This window comes from Microbulbifer sp. GL-2, from assembly GCF_007183175.1.
GTDB lineage: Bacteria > Pseudomonadota > Gammaproteobacteria > Pseudomonadales > Cellvibrionaceae > Microbulbifer.
In genome coordinates this window covers 2,339,375-2,358,770 of the sequence record NZ_AP019807.1, presented here as the reverse complement: position 1 = coordinate 2,358,770, position 19,396 = coordinate 2,339,375, and the positions used below count along the sequence as shown (strand labels likewise).

Here is a 19,396-nt window from a genome sequence, read left to right as displayed (position 1 = left end):
AAGCGACAAAAAGCATAAACGACTCCCTTTCAGCTGAACAATCATTTAGATATAAACTTGTTACTCTCCAAACAATCAACCTGACCTTAAAATCTGCATTAGGGCTTAGCGACCAAACACAACATTAAAGAAAACTAAAAAAAATCATTAATTACAACGAGAATGCTGTCAAGACACTTATTTTGAGTTCGATTCAGCTAAAGTTTTTCAATACAGGTTTTTTCATCCTTTGGCATTCAAGAGTCAATGGATTCGCAGAAATGAAATTTGATACAAATGCATTTGAATTACGGTAATACACAGGAGTACACAGTGAGAAAGATTACCGTTTTGCCTCTGGCCATACTGCTATCGGCAACTGGCATCGCCCATGCAGCAGATAACACGTCAACTGTTGTACAGGACGGCAGTAATAATATCGCTACAGTCGATCAAACTGACATCAGCGCCATCGACAATCATATCGAAGTTAATCAAAACGGCAGCCACCACAATGCCGAGGCGATGCAGGTTAACGAAACCGACAGCACCATTTATCAGGTTCAGCAAGGTACGCTGAATGATGTATATAGCCTACAGATAGGTGGCATCCGTAACAATGTGCTGATTTATCAGTTAGGAACGGGTAATAGGGCCAGCACGTACCAGGCATCAGTACAAAATAGTGAAGTAATAATTCGCCAAAGTGGCGCTAATAGCCAGGCGGAGATACATCAATATTTTGGTAGCGACAATATTTCTGTTATTGAGCAGGTCGGCGACATACATGGAGCACTTATTGGCCAGTATGCCAGCTTTAACTCAGAAGCCTATATCTATCAGGAAGGTTCCTATCACGAAGCTATGATCAGCCAGGAAGGTTCAGGTCACTACGCCAACATCAGCCAGTCGGGAATTTCCCAGGTCGCTGATATTACCCAGGCTGACATGTATAACGAAGCCGACATTATTCAAAATGGTGAAAGCAATGACACCACAATTGTACAGGTTTCCTGGTACAACAGTGCCTTTGTCCATCAGGACGGGTTCATGAACCAGGTCAATATTATGCAGTCTGGTGGCGGCGGCCTAGGTGGAGGTCATACAGCAATAGTGAATCAGTCTGGGGGCATGAACAGTGCCACGGTGATCCAGACCGGATTTGCTGAGTCCGCAAATATTACTCAAGTTGGCACAGGAAATACCGCTATCGTACATCAGTAATTTATAGATTCTAAGCCAAGGGCCTAACGGCCTCGATAGTGTTTTCCCGTTTTTAAGGGTATATTTCAATATACCCTTAAAGACAATTTTTACACCTGCCAATCTGATTCTATATGAGAATTTATTTTCATATAGTCGACACTTTTACTTCTTCCTTTCATTATATCGATAAATAACAATTAGGCAGCACTTGAGAATCCATATTTTGCAGTAACAATATCCTAACAAAGAAACATTACTTTGCATCAAATTTTCCACACTGATATTAATGGCACGATATCCTCAGGTTCCATAATTGAGGAATACAATAATCAGGTAGACGGATAGATCCAGATTGGTATCGAAATAATGTCTATTTGAAAAAAATTCCTCTACGCACGTTTACGTGCCACAAATATACCGCCTATATTGGTAGCTAAATCTACCTGACGAGACTACCAAATTCCTTTTTACCACGGATTTTCAATCAACACATGGAACTTTATTCCTAGAAAAATAGAACTTATCTCCTATAGCCGCAATCCAATGCAGCAACAAAACTGAAGAGGACGGAACGAACATTTGGACTCCTAAGCAGTAACAGGGATGCCAATTAGCATGTACCAGTTTTCCTCTCGCCTCGATTTTCCATCGACACGCTCTTATTTGCGGCCACCCCTCATGGATGGCTGTATTCTCGATTTACAGCTGCGCTGACTCTACCAGGCTAGCGCATTTACTGTAAAAACCTTGGCACAGGATGACGTGCCCCCCTATCAGCATTTGAACGCTGACCCCAATCGTGATGCTCATTTTTATGTAGTAATGGAGACACTCATGAAAACTTTGACCCCTATCGCCGCTGCAATTGCTCTCGCTATCAGCGGTACCGCTTTTGCGGCGGATAATGTTACCGAGCAATATCAATATGGAAACGGCAACTCGGTAAATTCTTTTCAGGTTGGCGCTGGAAGCCATGATAATTACGTCAAGCAAGTACAATATGGTGATCACAATGCTGCTGTCGCTTCACAAGGCGAGGAGCATGATAGTGAAGCCATACAGTACCAATATGGTGACGGTAACTTCTCCAATATCACCCAAATTTTCGGGCACGATAACCACGCTACTTCCAAGCAGGTAGGTGACCACAATACCTCCGTAACCCTGCAGGTTAACGAACACCATAGTAAGTCTTACCATTACCAGGAAGGTAACGGTAACGATGCTAAAACGCTTCAAACTTTTGGTGGCTACAATGTTGCCAAAATCAAGCAATACGGCGACTATGGCCAAGCGTCAATAAAACAATTGGGTAGCTACAATGGTGAGGTGAAAATCATACAAAAAGGCGATCACGCTGACACCGATGTTATCCAGACTGGTGAAGGGAACTACGTTCATATCTACCAGGGTCATGGTGGTATGAACGATGCCGACGTTCATCAGGGTGGCAACCACAATGATGCTCATATCAAGCAGAAAGGCTGGATGAACGACGCACATATCAACCAGCCGGGTGATTATAATTACGCAAGCATCAAGCAGCGCGGCTACAAAAATGATGGCGAAATTGATCAACATGGCGACCACAATGATGCCAGTATTCGCCAAAAAGGCTGGAGAAATGACGCGGACGTTGATCAATACGGTGATGAAAGCTACGCAAGCATAGAGCAGCATGGGTATAAAAATGATGCCGATGTTCGCCAAGCTTACGGGGAGCACAATTACGCTTCTATTGATCAGAAAGGCCTGTACAACGAAGCGGATATTTCTCAGGCTGGTTACTATAACTACGCTAATGCCGAGCAGCTTGGATATGGCAACGACGTTTATCTGGGCCAAATCGGTAATAAGCACAAGGCGCTAGCTGTCCAGGTTGGTGGATACAATGAGAGCTTGGTCGGCCAGTTTGGTCACTGTGAAACTGCACTGGTCCTCCAGGTAGGCCATGCAAACCAGAGCGTTGTTTTCCAGTAGAAAACTATTAGAAATAAAAAGGGCGGCCTCTGGCCGCCCTTTTTTTCAAAGTCTTTAATTACAAATGTGCTACCGTATCAATCTCATACTCCACCGCGCCGGAGGGGGTGTGGACTACCACGATATCCCCCACTTCCTTGCCTATCAGCGCACGGGCAATTGGTGAATTCACCGAGATTTTTTGTTTTTTCACATCGGCTTCATCATCACCCACGATTTTGTAAGTCACTTCCGCATCATTATCCAAGTGGATAATTGTCACCGTGGTGCCAAAAATTACCTTATCACTGGGATCAATCGATTTCACATCGATCACTTGTGCGTGGGATAGCTTGGCCTCGATTTCCTGGATACGACCCTCGACGAATCCCTGCTTCTCCCGCGCCGCATGGTATTCGGCATTTTCCTTCAAATCACCGTGCTCGCGCGCCTCGGCTATCGCCTGTACTACTGCAGGGCGCTCGATTTTTTTCAGATTGTCCAGTTCTGAACGCAGCGCTTCCGCGCCTTCAACGGTCATTGGTACCCGGTTCAATGTGGGACCTCCATTATTGTTACGACGAAACCGGGCCCAGTGTAATCACTGGGCCCGATTGGGATTTCACAAATTGGTTTTAAACTATTACGACAGCTTCACGACCCGCTGGTGAAGATCTTGCAGGCGGCGAACCTGCAGCGGCTGCTCCTGGCGCATCGCCATCGCCATGGCTTGAGCTGCCGCCAGGGTGGTTGTGTAACACACCTGGTGGTTCTCAGCGCTGCGGCGGATATCTGCGGAGTCACGAATAGCCTGGCGCCCTTCGGTGGTATTCACCACCAGCGCAATCTCGTCGTTTTTAATCATATCGACGATATGCGGGCGACCTTCACTCATCTTGTTGACGGTTGTAACGGGAATATCGTTTTCTTGCAAGACCTTGGCGGTGCCACGGCTGGCAATTACCTCAAAGCCAAGCTCCACCAGATCGCGGGCAACGCCCACTGCATCGGGCTTATCAAAGTCACGCACAGAGATAAATGCACGCCCAGACTCCGGCAGGCGATCGCCGGCGGCAACCAGGCCCTTATCGAAGGCTTCTGCGAAGGTCGCACCAACACCCATCACTTCGCCGGTGGACTTCATCTCGGGGCCGAGAATCGGGTCCACTTTGGGGAACTTGTTGAACGGGAATACCGATTCTTTTACCGAGAAGTAGTCCGGTACGATTTCTTCGGTAAAGCCCTGCTCTTTCAGACTGATACCCGCCTGACAGCGCGCAGCCACTTTTGCGAGCGAGGTACCGATGCACTTGGATACGAAGGGTACGGTACGGGAAGCGCGCGGGTTCACCTCGATCACGTAGATCTCGCCGTCCTGATAGGCCAGCTGGGTGTTCATCAGGCCAATCACGCCCAGCTCGCGCGCCATGGCTTTCACTTCTTCGCGCATACGATCCTGCACATCTGCCGGCAGGCTGTATGGCGGCAAAGAGCAGGCGGAGTCACCGGAGTGAACGCCACACTGTTCGATATGCTGCATGATGGCGCCGATCACAACATCTTTACCATCGGATACCGCATCGATATCCACCTCGATGGCGGCGTTGAGGAAGTGGTCCAGTAGTACCGGCGCTTCGTCGGAAACCTGTACCGCTTCTTTCATGTAAGTGAGCAGCTCGTCTTCTTTGTAGACGATCTCCATAGCGCGGCCGCCCAGTACGTATGAGGGGCGCACTACCAGCGGGTAGCCCACATCTTTTGCCGCCAGAATAGCTTCAGAAACTGAGCGTACGATAGCGTTCTTCGGCTGCTTGAGACCCAAGCGCATAATCATCTGCTGGAAGCGTTCGCGGTCTTCGGCGCGGTCGATCTGCTCCGGGGTAGTACCGATAATGGGCACACCTTCATTGGCCAGGTAGCGCGCCAGATTCAGTGGAGTCTGGCCGCCGAACTGTACAATCACACCTTCCGGCTTCTCTATGGCGACAATCTCCAGCACGTCTTCCAGGGTTACCGGCTCGAAGTAGAGTCGATCGGAAGTGTCGTAATCGGTGGACACTGTCTCCGGGTTACAGTTGACCATAATGGTCTCGTAGCCATCTTCGCGCATCGCCAGGGCGGCGTGTACACAACAGTAGTCGAACTCAATGCCCTGGCCAATGCGATTGGGGCCACCGCCAAGTACCATGATTTTCTTCTTGTCAGACGGCTCTGCTTCGCACTCCTCGTCATAGGTGGAGTACATGTAAGCAGTGGAAGTACTGAATTCCGCAGCACAGGTGTCCACGCGCTTGAAGGATGGGAATACGCCGAGCTTGTGGCGGAATTCACGCACGCTCTTCTGACTCACTCCCAACAGGTCGGCGAGGCGACGGTCGGAGAAACCTTTGCGTTTAAGGAAGCGCATATGCTCGGTAGTCAGCGCTGAGGTGGGCAGTGACTTGAGCGGTTCTTCGATTCTGATCAGCTCTTCAATCTGAACCAGGAACCAGGGGTCGATACCCGACAGGTCATAAACTTCGTCAACACTCATCCCCATGCGGAAGGCATCGCCCACGTACCAGATGCGCTCGGCGCCAGGTACAGAGAGTTCGCTCCGCAGGCGGCTCTCGGCGCCATCCTTGCTCGGGTCGATCTTGCTTTCCAGGCCGAAGCTGCCCACTTCCAGGCCACGCAGAGCTTTCTGCAGGGATTCCTGGAATGTGCGGCCGATAGCCATCACCTCGCCCACAGATTTCATCTGGGTGGTCAGGCGCGCATCGGCTTCACCGAATTTCTCGAAGGTAAAGCGTGGAATCTTGGTGACAACGTAGTCGATGGACGGCTCGAAGGATGCCGGGGTAGCACCGCCGGTAATATCGTTTTGCAGCTCATCCAGGGTGTAACCCACCGCCAGCTTGGCCGCGACCTTGGCGATCGGGAAGCCGGTGGCTTTGGAGGCCAGTGCGGAGGAGCGGGATACGCGGGGGTTCATCTCGATCACAACCACGCGGCCAGTCTTCGGGCAGACACCGAACTGTACGTTGGAGCCGCCGGTCTCAACGCCGATCTCGCGCAATACCGCGATAGAGGCATTGCGCATCAGCTGGTATTCCTTGTCGGTCAGCGTCTGCGCCGGCGCTACCGTGATGGAGTCACCGGTGTGTACGCCCATCGGATCGAAATTCTCGATGGCGCACACGATGATGCAGTTGTCGTTCTTATCGCGAACCACTTCCATCTCGTACTCTTTCCAGCCGAGCAGGGATTCGTCGATCAGCAGTTCGTTGGTGGGGGAGAGATCGAGACCACGCTTACAAATCTCTTCAAACTCCGGCCAGTTGTAGGCCACACCGCCACCGGAGCCGCCCATGGTGAAAGACGGGCGGATAATGACCGGGAAACCGAACACTTCCGGTACCTTCTTCGCCTCTTCCATGGAGTGCACGATCTTGGCACGCGGAGTTTCCAGGCCGATGGCCTTCATGGCCTTATCGAACAGGTCGCGGTCTTCCGCTTTCTCGATAGCGTCCTTATCCGCACCGATCAGCTCGACATTAAATTTCTCCAGGACACCGTGCTTGTCCAGATCCAGGGCGCAGTTCAGTGCTGTCTGGCCGCCCATGGTGGGCAGGATCGCGTCTGGGCGCTCCTGCTCAATAATTTTGGATACGGTGCGCCATTCCACTGGCTCGATGTAGGTGGCATCGGCCATCGATGGGTCCGTCATGATGGTAGCCGGATTGGAGTTCACCAGGATCACCCGGTAACCTTCTTCGCGCAGCGCCTTACAGGCCTGGGCGCCGGAGTAGTCAAATTCGCACGCCTGGCCGATCACGATGGGGCCTGCGCCGATAATCAGAATGCTTTGGATATCTGTGCGTTTTGGCATCTTTCTTCCGTTCTACTACCGGCTTAGGCCGGCTGCGCTTAATTTCATTCGTGTCTTGTTAAAACCGCCGCAAAAGCGGCGGTTACTTGCCCTACCCTGGGCGGCTGCGCCCTTAGGCGCGCTCTTTCATCAAATCGATAAAGTGATCGAACAGCGGCGCCACATCATGTGGGCCCGGGCTCGCTTCCGGGTGTCCCTGGAAGCTGAAGGCCGGCTTGTCCTTCAGCTGAATACCTTGCAGGGTGCCATCAAACAGGGACTTGTGAGTAACTTCCACATTGTCCGGCAAGCTGCCGGCATCCACTTCAAAGCCGTGGTTCTGCGCGGTAATCATTACCTTGGTGCTGTTCAGGTCCTGTACCGGGTGGTTACCACCGTGGTGACCGAACTTCATCTTGGCCGTTTTGCCCCCCACTGCCAGGCCCAACAACTGGTGGCCCAGGCAGATACCGTAGGTGGGGATGCCAGCGTCGAGAATTTCGCGGATGGCGGCAATGGCATATGCGCAGGGCTCGGGATCGCCGGGGCCATTGGACAGGAAGACGCCGTTGGGATTCATCGCCAGCACTTCGGAAGCCGGGGTCTCCGCCGGTACTACCGTGATGTCGCAGCCGCGATCCACCAGCATACGCAGGATATTGCGTTTCACACCGAAATCGTAAGCCACGACTTTGAAGGGCTGTTCCGGCGCGGCCTTGTGGCCTTCGCCCAGCTCCCAGGTGCCCTCATTAAAGGGATAGGCTTCCTTGGTGCTGACCACTTTGGCCAGGTCCATACCTTTCAGGCCGGCAAACTCCTTGGCCTTGGTCAGGGCTTCCTCGCGGTCAATATCGTCGCCGGCGACGATACAACCGCTCTGTGCGCCTTTGTCACGCAGCAGGCGGGTCAGGCGACGGGTGTCGATATCGGCGATACCGACGATATTGCGCTCGCGCAGATAGTCTTCCAGGGACTGCTCGTTGCGGAAGCTGCTGGCAATCAGCGGCAGGTCGCGGATCACCAGGCCGGCAGCCCAGATCTCAGCACACTCTTCGTCTTCCTGATTGGTGCCTGTGTTGCCGATATGCGGGTAGGTCAGAGTCACAATCTGGCGGGCATAAGAGGGATCGGTGAGGATCTCCTGATATCCGGTCATTGAGGTGTTGAACACCACCTCGCCAACAGAACTGCCGTGGGCACCGATTGCGCGTCCTTCAAAGACACTACCATCAGCGAGCACCAGCAGCGCGGGAGTTGTACTCTGCATAAAGTTGTGGGGCATGAAAGCCTCCGACGTAGGGACAGCTTTAGTCAAATTGAACTCCAATCTTCAGAACTGCTTCCGGGCGGGGTTTGCGGGCTTCGGAGCACACGGACTCCTGACTGGCGCGCGCATAAAAAAGCGAGATGAAACATCGCAGCTTCATCTCGCTTTAAAAATCTGTTCACGCGTGAATCTCACAAATTGACCGACGCTTGCCGTCAGCTTTTTAGTAGGCTCACGCTGCGCGATTCAGCTTCGCGGCACTGGCCCAAATCGGGCGCAGATTCTACGCGAATTCACTTCTGGGCGCTAGTGCAAAAATACGTCAATCGCGACCGGGCAATCTCCTCAGTCCGGCTTTTGCCCGAGACGGAACAGGCTCTTGCCCATCTTGAGCTCGGCCTTTTCCAGCATGGTCTTGTTCATGCGCAGGGCCACCTCATTACCGCTGTCAGCAAACTCGATCATGCCCCCGGTCGCGGCGAAGCTGTCGGCATCACTGACGGTGAGAACCGGGAAGAACTCGACGGCCACCAGAGCCTTCAGCAGGAAGTTGCGCTCCATAGAGCCGAGCACCACAATCTGACACTTGCGAGCACGCAGCATATCCTTCAGGTCAATCTTCTCCAACTCCACACGGCGACCATCAATACGCTGGTTCTTGAAGCGCTCAGCCAGTGGCTCGCCGAGGGAGTCTCCCCCCATCAAACACACTTTGAACGGTGCACTCTGGTTGGCAAAGGCATTTACCGGCCACTGCAGGTGATAAGCGAAGTGCACGATATAATCCACCATCACCCGCCGCCCCAGAGGGGTATCGGAGAGGTTTACCGCCGCCTGAACAACCGGCGTAGCCAGTAAAGTCAGCGACAGGAAAAACATTGGGGACAAACGGAGGAGGAAGAGGCTAAGGCAGCTTCGAGTTTTCACAGTCGTTCAAGCCCTGGGGGTTGCACCGTCCGGGCCGTACGAGCAGCCGCCCCGGCAAACGGTATCAATCGGCGAACGCCTTCGGCTTGGGACCTACGCCGAGGCTCTGGTTGCGCGCCAGCGGAGAGCCCGGCCACCCCTGAAGGTTAGTCCACCAGGCCTGGCCGCGTTGGCCGCAATAGCGGCTTATCCAGTCGCTACACCGCTTGTGGATTACCCCCACTGTCGCCGTTCGCCTTTACCGATGGGCGCCACTTCAGGGCCTTCTCGATAGAAATAATCATGGCGCCGGCCACATCCTTGCGCGTGGCACTTTCAATGCCCTCAAGGCCAGGTGAGGAGTTCACTTCCAGCAACAGCGGTCCCTTGCGCGAGCGGATAATATCCACACCCGCCACCTTGAGTCCCAATACCTTGGCCGCCTTTATGGCGAGACGCTTCTCTTCAGAAGTAACTTTCACCACCGAGGCGGTGCCTCCCTGGTGAATATTGGCACGAAACTCACCTGGTGCCGCCTCTCGCTGAATCGAGGCCACCACCCGCCCATCGATTACAAACAGTCGCAAATCCTTACCTTCTGCCTCGCGAATAAACTCCTGCACCAGCAGGTTGGCTTTCAGGGATTTGAAGGCATTGATAACAGACTCCCCTGCCTTGCGAGTCTCCGCCAACACCACACCTCGCCCCTGGGTGCCCTCCAGCAACTTCACCACTAATGGCGCTCCACCCACCATTTCAATCAGCTCGTTGGTATCCACAGGTGAATTGGCAAATCCGGAGGTGGGGATATTCAGGCCACTCTGCTGCAATAACTGCAGAGAGAAAAGCTTGTCCCTCGACTGGCTGATCGCCGCGGAACCGTTCAGGGCAAAGACATCCAGGCTCTCGAAATGGCGCGTCAAAGCACAGCCGTAGAAAGTCTGGCTGGGCCGAATCCGTGGAATAACCGCATCCAGATTATTTAGGATTCGGCCATCGCGGTAATGCACTTCCGGTTCATCCGCATCCAGTTTCATATAACACTGACGAACATCGAGAAAGGTCATGCGGTGGCCGCGCTCGGCACCCGCTTCCATAATACGGCGGTTGCTGTAGAGGTCAGGGTTGGACGCCAGTAGCCCGATCCGCAGACCGGTACCGGCGATATGGTGCTCGTCGCGGTAATACTCATCCAGCTGGCTCTGGGGGATCTCACCCAGGCAAAAGCTTTCCGAGGGGTCCACCAACATGCGTCCGAGCATGGCCTCGCGCCCCAGCAACATACGGTAGCCCATACTGTCGCGATTGGTCAGGGTCAACTCGATATCCCAGACACTGCCACCGACAGACATGGAGGTACGGATCACCGGGCGCTTCTCACTTTCACCGGAGGAACTGCGCACCAGCCGCTTGTCCAGCAGGCGCGCCTCACAACGCACCGAAGGGCGGCGCTGGTGCTGCAAGGGGTGGGCCTCAAAACTGACCCAGGGCTCTCCGTCGCGCTTAAAGGTGTGAATATTGTACGCGTGTAGGCAGGAGGTCTTGGCTCCAGAATCCACCCGCGCCTTAACCGCCGGAATACCGAGTGCGGGAAATCCACACCACTCCTCACTGCCGACAATCAGCTTCTTTTCCAATAGAAGATCCTCAAAGGAGATTACAAGGTGGCCAATCGGATTAAATGCCCGTTGGCTTATAAGATTCGCCCGCAAAAATCACGGGCAAATGAAAAACTCAGATTATTTTGGTTACATCCCTATCGATACTCAAAAATGGCTATTTATTGAGGGGATCAGTTCAATCCAAGCACATCGCGCATATCGTAGTGTCCTGGCGCGCGTACTGCGTTATCGTCCGCCAGCCACAGGGCAGCACGCACCGCGCCACGGGCAAAGGAGAGCCTGCTGCTGGCGCGGTGGTTGATCTCGACCCGTTCACCGTCAGCCAGGAACATCACCGAATGCTCGCCGACCACATCGCCGCCGCGTACAGTGGCAAAACCGATGGTGTCGCGTTCACGCGCACCGGTCTGGCCCTCGCGGCCATAGATTGCCACCTTGTCCAAGTCGCGCCCCAAAGTCTCGGCTACCACCTCCCCCATACTGAGGGCGGTTCCAGAAGGAGCATCCACTTTGTGGCGATGATGCGCCTCTACAATCTCTATATCCGCATCCTCCCCCATCACTCGCGCAGCGGTTTCCAGCAATTTGAAGCACAGATTTACCCCGGTGGAAAAATTACTGGCCAGGCACAAAGGCACCTTTTCCGCGTTGGCCAACACACGATCTTTCTGCTCGGTATCAAAACCGGTAGTGCCGATCACAATGGGGCGGCCGTGGGCGGCACAATAGGCAGCGTTATCCACAGTGGCTTGCGGCGCAGTGAAATCGATCAGCACATCGAAGTCGGCATGTTCCAGGCTATCCAAAATAGCGAGGCCATTGCGTCCCAGTCCGGCAACTTCACCGGCATCGGCTCCCACCAGGCTTGAACCTGGACGCACCAATGCGGCGGAAAGTTCGGCATTTTCGGCAAGCTCCAGCGCCTCCGCCAATGCCCGCCCCATGCGCCCACCAAATCCGCTTACCGCTACTTTTACTGCCATTTTCACCGCTCCTGAGTGCATCCATAAGGCTCAAAATTCTACCTCGGGCCCCGCGTGGCGCATAGTGAAATAGAATCCCGCACGTTAGAGAAAATACAGGGGAAAAACCTCAACTGGGCAAGTAAAAACACAGTGGAAATATGAACAGGAACCTTTATTACCAAGAGACCGTTCACCGCCAAAACGGTCACAGACGCCACTGCTAGTCTTTATGCAGAGGGATAAATGGAGCGCCAATATGCGACTGATGATCCGATCCAATCATCTGCCACATCTGTTTGTGGTGGTGATTACCCTGACCCTGGCTTTTGCCAGCATGCCCAGCACAGCCCAGCAGGGTGTAAATGCGGATTTTTGGGAAAAATATGACGACATATCAGATTGGGTGACATTGCGCCTGCAGCTCACTCCCGAACAGGAAGACGTCGTACTTCCCATCATGAAAGAGAGCTTTGCGGAAAAGAAGGCGGTATTGGAGGCTTACGGCTTATTAAGTGATGCAAAAATTAACTTAACTCCCAAGCAACGAGGAGAAATAGGCGCACAACTGGCTTCCATTAGCGCACAAACCTTGCAGGATCTGAGAGGAAAACTAAATCAAAAACAATTAAAGGAAGCGGGCAGAATCCAGCACGAATTTTTGCGTGAATTTTCCGCCAGACTGCGAGCACGTACAGCCCAGGGAGGCTGACCCGGTAAAGCTATTTACCGGGCCATTGCACTTGTTACTCAGGAGGGAAGATTAAATCTTCATATCCCCAAAGAAATTCTTTACCCCTTCAAACCAACCGGTCTGACGCGGAGCGTTTTTCTTTTCACTGAGGGTGTTGGCAAAGTCCTGCAGCAGCTCTTTCTGCTTGCTTGAGAGATTCACCGGAGTTTCCACCACCACTCGACAGAGCAAATCACCGGTGGCGCCACCGCGCACCGGAGTAACCCCCTTGCCACGCAGGCGGAACAGTTTGCCGGTCTGGCTCTCCGCAGGAATCTTCAGCTTGACCTTGCCATCCAGGGTCGGCACTTCCAACTCACCACCAAGTGCTGCGGCAGCAAAACTGATGGGTACTTCACAGTAGAGGTTCTTGCCGTCGCGCTGGAACAATTCATGCTCCTTCACAACCACCTGCACATAGAGGTCACCAGAGGGACCGCCATCTGGGCCCGCCTCTCCCTCGCCAGACAGGCGAATGCGATCGCCGGTATCCACACCGGGGGGCACTTTTACCGACAGGGTCTTGGTTTCCTCTACGCGACCACGACCATGGCAGCTGCCACAGGGGTCGGAGATAATGGAACCGCGACCACGGCAATTCGGGCAGGTCTGTTGCACAGAGAAGAAGCCCTGCTGCATACGCACCTGGCCAGCACCGCCACAGGTGCCACAGGTTTGTGGCGAGGAGCCTGGTTTGGCGCCCGAACCATGGCAGGTATCACAGGAAGCCAGAGTAGGCACACGGATCTTGACCGTGGTTCCGCGCACGGCGTCTTCCAGGTCCAGTTCCAGATCGTAACGCAAGTCGGAGCCACGCGCCGGGCCACCGCGACGGCCACCACCGCCGCCACCAAAAATATCGCCGAAGACATCGCCAAAAATATCGGAGAATCCACCGAAACCGCCGGCTCCGCCACCGCCCATCTGGCCCTCTACTCCGGCGTGACCGAACTGGTCGTAAGCCCCGCGCTTCTGTGAATCGGACAGGACTTCGTAGGCTTCGTTGGCCTCTTTGAATTTATTTTCCGCTTCCACATCATCGGGATTGCGGTCCGGGTGAAACTTCATGGCCACCCGGCGGTAAGCTTTCTTCAGCTCTGCATCTGAAGCGCCGCGCTCGACGCCCAGGACTTCGTAATAATCGCGTTTCGACATAAAACTATGTTCTCTGGTCCGGCATCAAGAACGGCCAAACTCTCTTTCTACTTCTCAGTCCCTAACCAAGCCCCGCAAATGACTACTGCGGAGCCCTGCCAAACCACTTAAGCGCAGCTCATATTGGCAGGTACCTGAAACAACACAGGGCGCAGGGCCTGTAAAGAAGGCGCCGCGCCCCTGAGGTTCCCCGGCAGCACTGTAAAAGCTACTGCCGGAAATGCAAGCGAACGCTTACTTACCTTCTTTTTTGTCGTCCTTTACTTCTTCGAACTCAGCATCTACCGCGTCGTCGCCAGCGGAGGACTGCTGCTCACCCTGTGCACCAGCGCTGGCACCTGCATCGGCAGCGCCTTCAGCGCCAGCGGCCTGAGCCTGCTCAGCGTACATTTTCTGTGCAACCGGACCAGAAGCTTCGGTCAGCTTAGTGGTAGCAGCTTCCATGGCAGCCTTCTCGTTGCCTTTCACTGCCTCTTCCGCTTCGGTGATCGCCGCTTCAATCGCAGACTTCTCTTCAGCGGTAGCTTTGTCACCAGCTTCTTCCAGGGTCTTCTTGGTGGCAGAGATCAGACCGTCGAGAGTGTTGCGGACCTGCACCAGCTCCTCGAACTGCTTGTCCGCTTCGGCATTGGCCTCCGCGTCCTGGACCATCTTATCGATCTCATCCTCGGACAGGCCGGAGGAAGCCTTGATTACGATGGACTGCTCTTTGCCAGTGGCCTTGTCCTTTGCGTGTACATGCAGGATACCGTTGGCATCGATATCGAAAGTCACTTCGATCTGCGGCACACCGCGAGGGGAAGGTGGGATGTCAGCCAGATCAAAACGACCCAGGGATTTGTTCTGGGAAGCCTGCTTGCGCTCACCCTGTACCACGTGGATGGTTACCGCGGTCTGGTTGTCTTCCGCAGTGGAAAACACCTGGGACTTCTTGGTAGGAATAGTGGTGTTTTTGTCGATCAGCGGAGTGGCAACACCACCCATGGTTTCGATACCCAGGGTCAGCGGGGTTACGTCCAGCAGCAATACGTCTTTTACATCACCAGACAGAACTGCGCCCTGAATGGCTGCGCCCATGGCAACGGCTTCGTCCGGGTTAACGTCTTTGCGCGGCTCTTTGCCGAAGAACTCAGTCACTTTCTGCTGAACCATTGGCATACGGGTCTGACCGCCTACCAGGATCACTTCGTCTACGCCGGAGGCGGACAGGTCGGCGTCCTGCAGGGCGATTTTTACCGGCTCCAGGGAGCGGTTAACCAGCTCTTCAACCAGGCTTTCCAGCTTGGCGCGAGTCATTTTTACTACCAAGTGCTTGGGACCGGTAGCGTCTGCAGTGATATATGGCAGGTTGACTTCGGTCTGCTGACTGGAGGACAGCTCGATCTTGGCTTTTTCTGCAGCTTCTTTCAGGCGCTGCATCGCCAGAGGATCACCTTTCAGGTCGATGCCCTGGTCTTTCTTGAATTCTTCTGCGAGGTAGTCGATCAGACGCATATCGAAGTCTTCACCACCGAGGAAGGTGTCACCATTGGTGGACAGTACTTCGAACTGCTTTTCACCGTCGACATCGGCAATTTCGATGATGGAAATATCGAAGGTACCACCACCCAGGTCGTATACCGCTACGGTGCGATCACCACCCTGTTTGTCCAGGCCATAGGCCAGGGCTGCGGCGGTCGGCTCGTTAATAATACGCTTAACGTCCAGGCCCGCGATGCGGCCGGCGTCTTTGGTCGCCTGGCGCTGGGAATCGTTAAAGTAGGCCGGTACGGTAATTACCGCAGCTTCCACTTTCTCACCGAGGAAATCTTCCGCGGTTTTTTTCATTTTCTTCAGGACTTCGGCAGAGATCTGCGGCGGAGCTTTTTTATCGCCTTTTACTTCTACCCAAGCGTCACCGTTGTCAGCTTCAGTAATGGTATATGGCACCATTTTGATATCTTTCTGAACAACGTCGTCTTTAAACTTGCGGCCGATAAGGCGTTTAACCGCAAACAGAGTGTTCTGGGGATTGGTCACCGCCTGACGCTTGGCGGACTGGCCCACCAGGATTTCGTTGTCGTCAGTGAAGGCAACAATAGAAGGCGTAGTGCGATCGCCCTCGGCGTTTTCGATTACACGCGCTTTGTCACCATCCAGTACCGCTACACAGCTGTTAGTGGTACCCAGGTCGATGCCGATAATTTTTCCCATCTGTAAATTCCTCGTTTGATGCGCGCTGCCAGCTCTGTTCTGTTTACAACGTGCGAATAATTCTTCTGATGTCAGCTATATTGGTGCCGGCCGATAAAATTCAAGGCCGCTTCACATATCCGCCTTATGGCGCTTTGCTGACCACCACCATGGCCGGGCGCACCAAGCGACCGTTGAGGCGATAACCTTTTTGAAATACGTCCAGAACCGTGTTCGGCTCCACCTCCCCGTTGGGCACCTGGGTCATGGCCTGGTGCAGTTCCGGGTCGAAGGGCTCGCCGGCCGGATCGACAACTTCCACTGAATTTTTCGTCAGGGTATCGACGAAAGACTTGTGGGTCAGCTCAATACCTTCCACCAGCGCTTTGTTGGATTCATCAGCGCTGTCAATGGTGGCGAGGGCGCGCTCCAGGTTGTCCACAACCGGCAACAAATCCTGCAACAACTTTTCCACTGCAAACTTGCGTGCGCGGTCGATATCCTGCTGGGCGCGGCGGCGGGCATTCTGCTCCTCCGCCTGAGCGCGCAGGGCGATATCCTTCTGCACCACCAGCTGCTCTTGCAGCTTGATAATTTCATCGTGCAGCGCATCGGCACTTTCCGCCTCTTCGTGCAGGGCATCCTCAGCCTGCTCGCGCTCGGCTGCGGAGGGGTCTTCTATCTCCGCGGAAACCGCCTCATCGGTAGCTGTTGTGTGCTCGTCAGCCAGCGCTTCCGGCTGCACTCCCTCTTTGGTCTGATCTTCTTCGCTGCGCTCTCTGGCCACTGCTTTCTCCGTCGCGTCGACTCTGTCAGTAATGAGTTGGGGCCCGTCCCGCGGGCTCTGCAGGCTATATGGGGCCATCCCCGCACAGTTCAAGTGGTTTTTAGCGCTAGCGCACAACGGCAGGGTAATGTGCGCTTGACGCTATAGCTAACCAGGTGCGAATACTGTATAAATAACCACTAATTGGGCTTCACACCCATCCATAAGAAAGGACACAGAAGCGATCTCTATATGTTGCTGCACCTGTCTATCAGCCAATTTACCCTGGTGGACCAACTGGAGTTGGAGTTCGGTCCCGGTACCAGCACCCTTACCGGCGAGACCGGCGCGGGAAAATCCATCACACTGGACGCATTGGGGCTCGCCCTCGGTGGGCGCGGCAATGCCGAGCTGGTGCGCGCCGGAGCCAATCGGGCAGATTTCAGCGCCACCTTTGATATCTCCGACCATCCGAGCGCCAGAGCCTGGCTGGAATCCCAGGAGCTGGATGCCGGACAGGAAGTCATCCTGCGCCGCACCATCGGTGTCGATGGTCGCTCACGGGCTTATATCAACGGCCAGCCGGTAACCCTACTGCAGCTTCGTGCCCTGGGTGAGCAACTGATAGATATCCACAGCCAGCACGAACATCAGTCCCTGCTGAAGAAAGAGACCCACCGGCGTCTGCTGGACGAATTCGCCCAGGCCCAAGAACTGGCCGCCGAAACCCGCAGCCGTTACAAAACCTGGCAGGACCAATACCGCCGTTATCGCACCCTGGCCGACAGCATCGAGGAGGCCGAAGCGCGACGTCACCTGCTGCAATACCAGCTCAAGGAGCTTGAACAGCTGGATTTGGACGAAGGTGAGATAGAGTCCCTGGAGAGCGAACAGCGCCAACTGGCCAACGCTGGCGATATCCTCAACGGCAGTTATCAACTGGCTGCATTGTTGTCCGGCGGCGAGGGCGATATCGCCGAGCAGCTGCACCGCGCCCTGCAACTCCTCTCAGCTATGCCCGAGCAAGCGCCGGCACTGGTGGAGGTGGCGCAAATGCTCGACAACGCACGTATCCAGGTAGATGAAGCGGCCGGTACCTTATCTCGCCACATCGACCGCTTTGAGATGGACCCCGAGCGACTGTCGGAAGTGGAGGAACGCCTCAGCGCTATTTACCAGACAGCGCGCAAGCACCGAGTGCAACCCAAAGAACTGCCGCCCCTGCAGCAACAGCTGCAGGAGGAGCTGGATGACATAGGTTCCGCGAGCGCCCTCGAGCGACTCGCTGCGGAATGTGAAAAGCTGGAGCAACAGTTCCGCAAGGCTGCCGGCAAGTTAAGTAAGCTGCGCACAGAGGCTGCCCTGGCCTTGGCAACTGCGGTGAATCAACAGCTGGCCGACCTGGCCATGCCTCACGCGCGGGTGGAATTGGCCCTGCAGACACTGGACAAGCCCTGCAGTCATGGCCTTGAAGAGGTGGAAATCCTCATTTCCACCAACCCCGGTCAACCTTCACGCTCCCTGGGCAAAATAGCCTCCGGTGGCGAACTGTCGCGGGTCAGCCTCGCTATCCAGGTGGTTACCGCCCAAACCTCCCGCACCCCCACCCTGGTTTTCGATGAGGTAGATGTAGGCATAGGCGGCGCCACCGGTGATGTTGTCGGGCGCCTGCTGCGCCAGTTGGGCGAGGCTCGCAATGGCCGCAGTGGCCAGGTGATTTGCGTTACCCACCTGGCACAGGTGGCCGCCCGGGCCCACCGCCAGTACCTGGTGGAAAAACACAGTGACGGCGAGCAGGCCTTTGTAGCCCTGCGCGAGCTGCAAAACGGCGAGCGTCGCGAGGAAGTCGCGCGTATGCTCGGCGGCGCCCCCACAGCTCAATCCCTGGCCCACGCGGAGGAAATGCTCTCCAGGACCCTCTAGCGTGAGATACAGCCAAGCAGGTTTATTTCACCTGTTTGGCTGCCGTCCACCTCGGCTCAATCTGACCGCACAGGCAGGTAAAACAAAGCAAAATCCACCTTCCGTGCAATCAAATCCCGCAGATCAATAAATGACCGCCACACAATCGGGCAAAATAGCCTGCCTACCGGTGATATGTGCCGTTTTAGGACGAATAGACCAAATATGACTGGGTGCGGCGGTAGAAGTCACCATATACTGGGCCGCTTGTTTGACTTTGTTTGAGTAGTATCGGCCGAGTTTATGCAGAGAACGATTTTTAACACCCCCATTGTCACTCCCCTGCTTCGCCAGGTGGCCAGGCTACTACTGAAGTTGCACGGCTGGCGCGTTAACGGCGACCAGCAGTCGCTAAAGCTGAAGAAGTACGTACTGATTGGAGCACCCCACACCACCAATTGGGACGGCTACTATTTTATTCTCGCCGCGCTCAAACTGAAGATGACCCCTCAGTGGATGGGCAAGGATAAACTGTTCAAGTTTCCCCTCGGCGGCCCCATGCGCTGGTTCGGTGGCATCGCTGTAGACCGCAGCAAGGCCAACAATCTGGTGGATGCCACTGTTCGCCAGTTCAAGCTGCGCAAAGAACTGGTGATCGCGATCCCACCGGAAGGCACCCGAGCTATAGCTGAGCGCTGGAAGTCCGGCTTCTACCATATCGCGCGCAGTGCCAAGGTACCGTTGGTATTGGGCTCAATCAATTTTTCCAAGAAGGAAGTGGGTATTGGCCCTATCGCCCAGCTGGGTGAAAATCTGGAAGCCGAGTTGCATAAGTTGAGGGAGTATTACGCGGACAAGATCGGTAAATTCCCCGAACTCTACACGCCGCCCTGCCAGCCACAGAAATAAATAGCGAA

General features: G+C 54.5%; 14 protein-coding genes and 1 pseudogene. 5 read left to right on the top strand and 10 right to left on the bottom strand.

The annotated features are described in order from the left end of the window. Window positions 1–312 precede the first annotated feature (312 nt). On the top strand, window positions 313–1,203 hold the full coding sequence (locus GL2_RS10235; RefSeq protein ID WP_172621111.1) for a hypothetical protein: 891 nt from the start codon (window positions 313–315) through the stop codon (window positions 1,201–1,203). A gap of 816 nt (window positions 1,204–2,019) precedes the next feature. Next, window positions 2,020–3,165: a hypothetical protein gene (locus tag GL2_RS10230; protein WP_172621110.1), complete on the top strand. Its 1,146-nt coding sequence runs from the start codon at window positions 2,020–2,022 to the stop codon at window positions 3,163–3,165. A 58-nt stretch (window positions 3,166–3,223) separates the two neighbouring features. Here GL2_RS10230 and greA read toward each other — a convergent pair whose 3' ends face one another. The 7 genes and pseudogenes from greA to dapB form a co-directional block, all read right to left on the bottom strand. Continuing rightward, on the bottom strand, window positions 3,224–3,700 hold the full coding sequence (gene greA / locus GL2_RS10225) for a transcription elongation factor GreA (RefSeq protein WP_143730559.1): 477 nt from the start codon (window positions 3,698–3,700) through the stop codon (window positions 3,224–3,226). Window positions 3,701–3,787: 87 nt separating this feature from the next. After that, a complete protein-coding gene (gene carB, locus GL2_RS10220; protein WP_143730558.1) occupies window positions 3,788–7,015 on the bottom strand; it encodes a carbamoyl-phosphate synthase large subunit in 3,228 nt (1,075 codons plus the stop codon). Window positions 7,016–7,127: 112 nt separating this feature from the next. Next, on the bottom strand, window positions 7,128–8,276 hold the full coding sequence (gene carA, locus GL2_RS10215) for a glutamine-hydrolyzing carbamoyl-phosphate synthase small subunit (protein WP_172621109.1): 1,149 nt from the start codon (window positions 8,274–8,276) through the stop codon (window positions 7,128–7,130). A 330-nt stretch (window positions 8,277–8,606) separates the two neighbouring features. Then, a complete protein-coding gene (locus GL2_RS10210) occupies window positions 8,607–9,188 on the bottom strand; it encodes a YfiR family protein (protein ID WP_232053814.1) in 582 nt (193 codons plus the stop codon). 197 nt (window positions 9,189–9,385) lie between these two features. Beyond that, window positions 9,386–10,318 (bottom strand): 30S ribosomal protein S6--L-glutamate ligase, encoded by a 933-nt coding sequence (rimK, locus tag GL2_RS10205; RefSeq protein ID WP_232053834.1) that lies wholly within the window; start codon window positions 10,316–10,318, stop codon window positions 9,386–9,388. A 132-nt stretch (window positions 10,319–10,450) separates the two neighbouring features. After that, window positions 10,451–10,804 (bottom strand): annotated as a pseudogene (locus GL2_RS21885) (ATP-dependent zinc protease); the annotation flags it as partial. Between the two features lie 155 nt (window positions 10,805–10,959). Then, window positions 10,960–11,772 carry a 4-hydroxy-tetrahydrodipicolinate reductase gene (gene dapB / locus GL2_RS10200; RefSeq protein ID WP_143730556.1) on the bottom strand — a complete coding sequence of 271 codons (813 nt, stop codon included), beginning with the start codon at window positions 11,770–11,772 and terminating at the stop codon, window positions 10,960–10,962. Between the two features lie 238 nt (window positions 11,773–12,010). On the opposite strand from dapB, the gene GL2_RS10195 reads away from it, so the two are divergent. Then, a complete protein-coding gene (locus GL2_RS10195; RefSeq protein WP_143730555.1) occupies window positions 12,011–12,463 on the top strand; it encodes a hypothetical protein in 453 nt (150 codons plus the stop codon). 51 nt (window positions 12,464–12,514) lie between these two features. On the opposite strand, the gene dnaJ is transcribed toward GL2_RS10195, so the two are convergent. From dnaJ to grpE, 3 genes are all read right to left on the bottom strand, one after another. Further along, window positions 12,515–13,639 carry a molecular chaperone DnaJ gene (gene dnaJ / locus GL2_RS10190; RefSeq protein ID WP_143730554.1) on the bottom strand — a complete coding sequence of 375 codons (1,125 nt, stop codon included), beginning with the start codon at window positions 13,637–13,639 and terminating at the stop codon, window positions 12,515–12,517. A 234-nt stretch (window positions 13,640–13,873) separates the two neighbouring features. Beyond that, on the bottom strand, window positions 13,874–15,832 hold the full coding sequence (gene dnaK, locus GL2_RS10185; protein WP_143730553.1) for a molecular chaperone DnaK: 1,959 nt from the start codon (window positions 15,830–15,832) through the stop codon (window positions 13,874–13,876). Window positions 15,833–15,956: 124 nt separating this feature from the next. Beyond that, entirely contained in the window at window positions 15,957–16,598 is a 642-nt protein-coding gene (gene grpE / locus GL2_RS10180; RefSeq protein WP_143730552.1) for a nucleotide exchange factor GrpE, read from the bottom strand. A gap of 231 nt (window positions 16,599–16,829) precedes the next feature. Here grpE and recN point away from each other — a divergent pair, with 231 nt between their 5' ends. Beyond that, on the top strand, window positions 16,830–18,500 hold the full coding sequence (gene recN, locus GL2_RS10175; RefSeq protein WP_143730551.1) for a DNA repair protein RecN: 1,671 nt from the start codon (window positions 16,830–16,832) through the stop codon (window positions 18,498–18,500). A gap of 282 nt (window positions 18,501–18,782) precedes the next feature. Further along, window positions 18,783–19,388 carry a 1-acyl-sn-glycerol-3-phosphate acyltransferase gene (locus GL2_RS10170; protein WP_143730550.1) on the top strand — a complete coding sequence of 202 codons (606 nt, stop codon included), beginning with the start codon at window positions 18,783–18,785 and terminating at the stop codon, window positions 19,386–19,388. The last annotated feature ends 8 nt before the right edge of the window (window positions 19,389–19,396 follow it).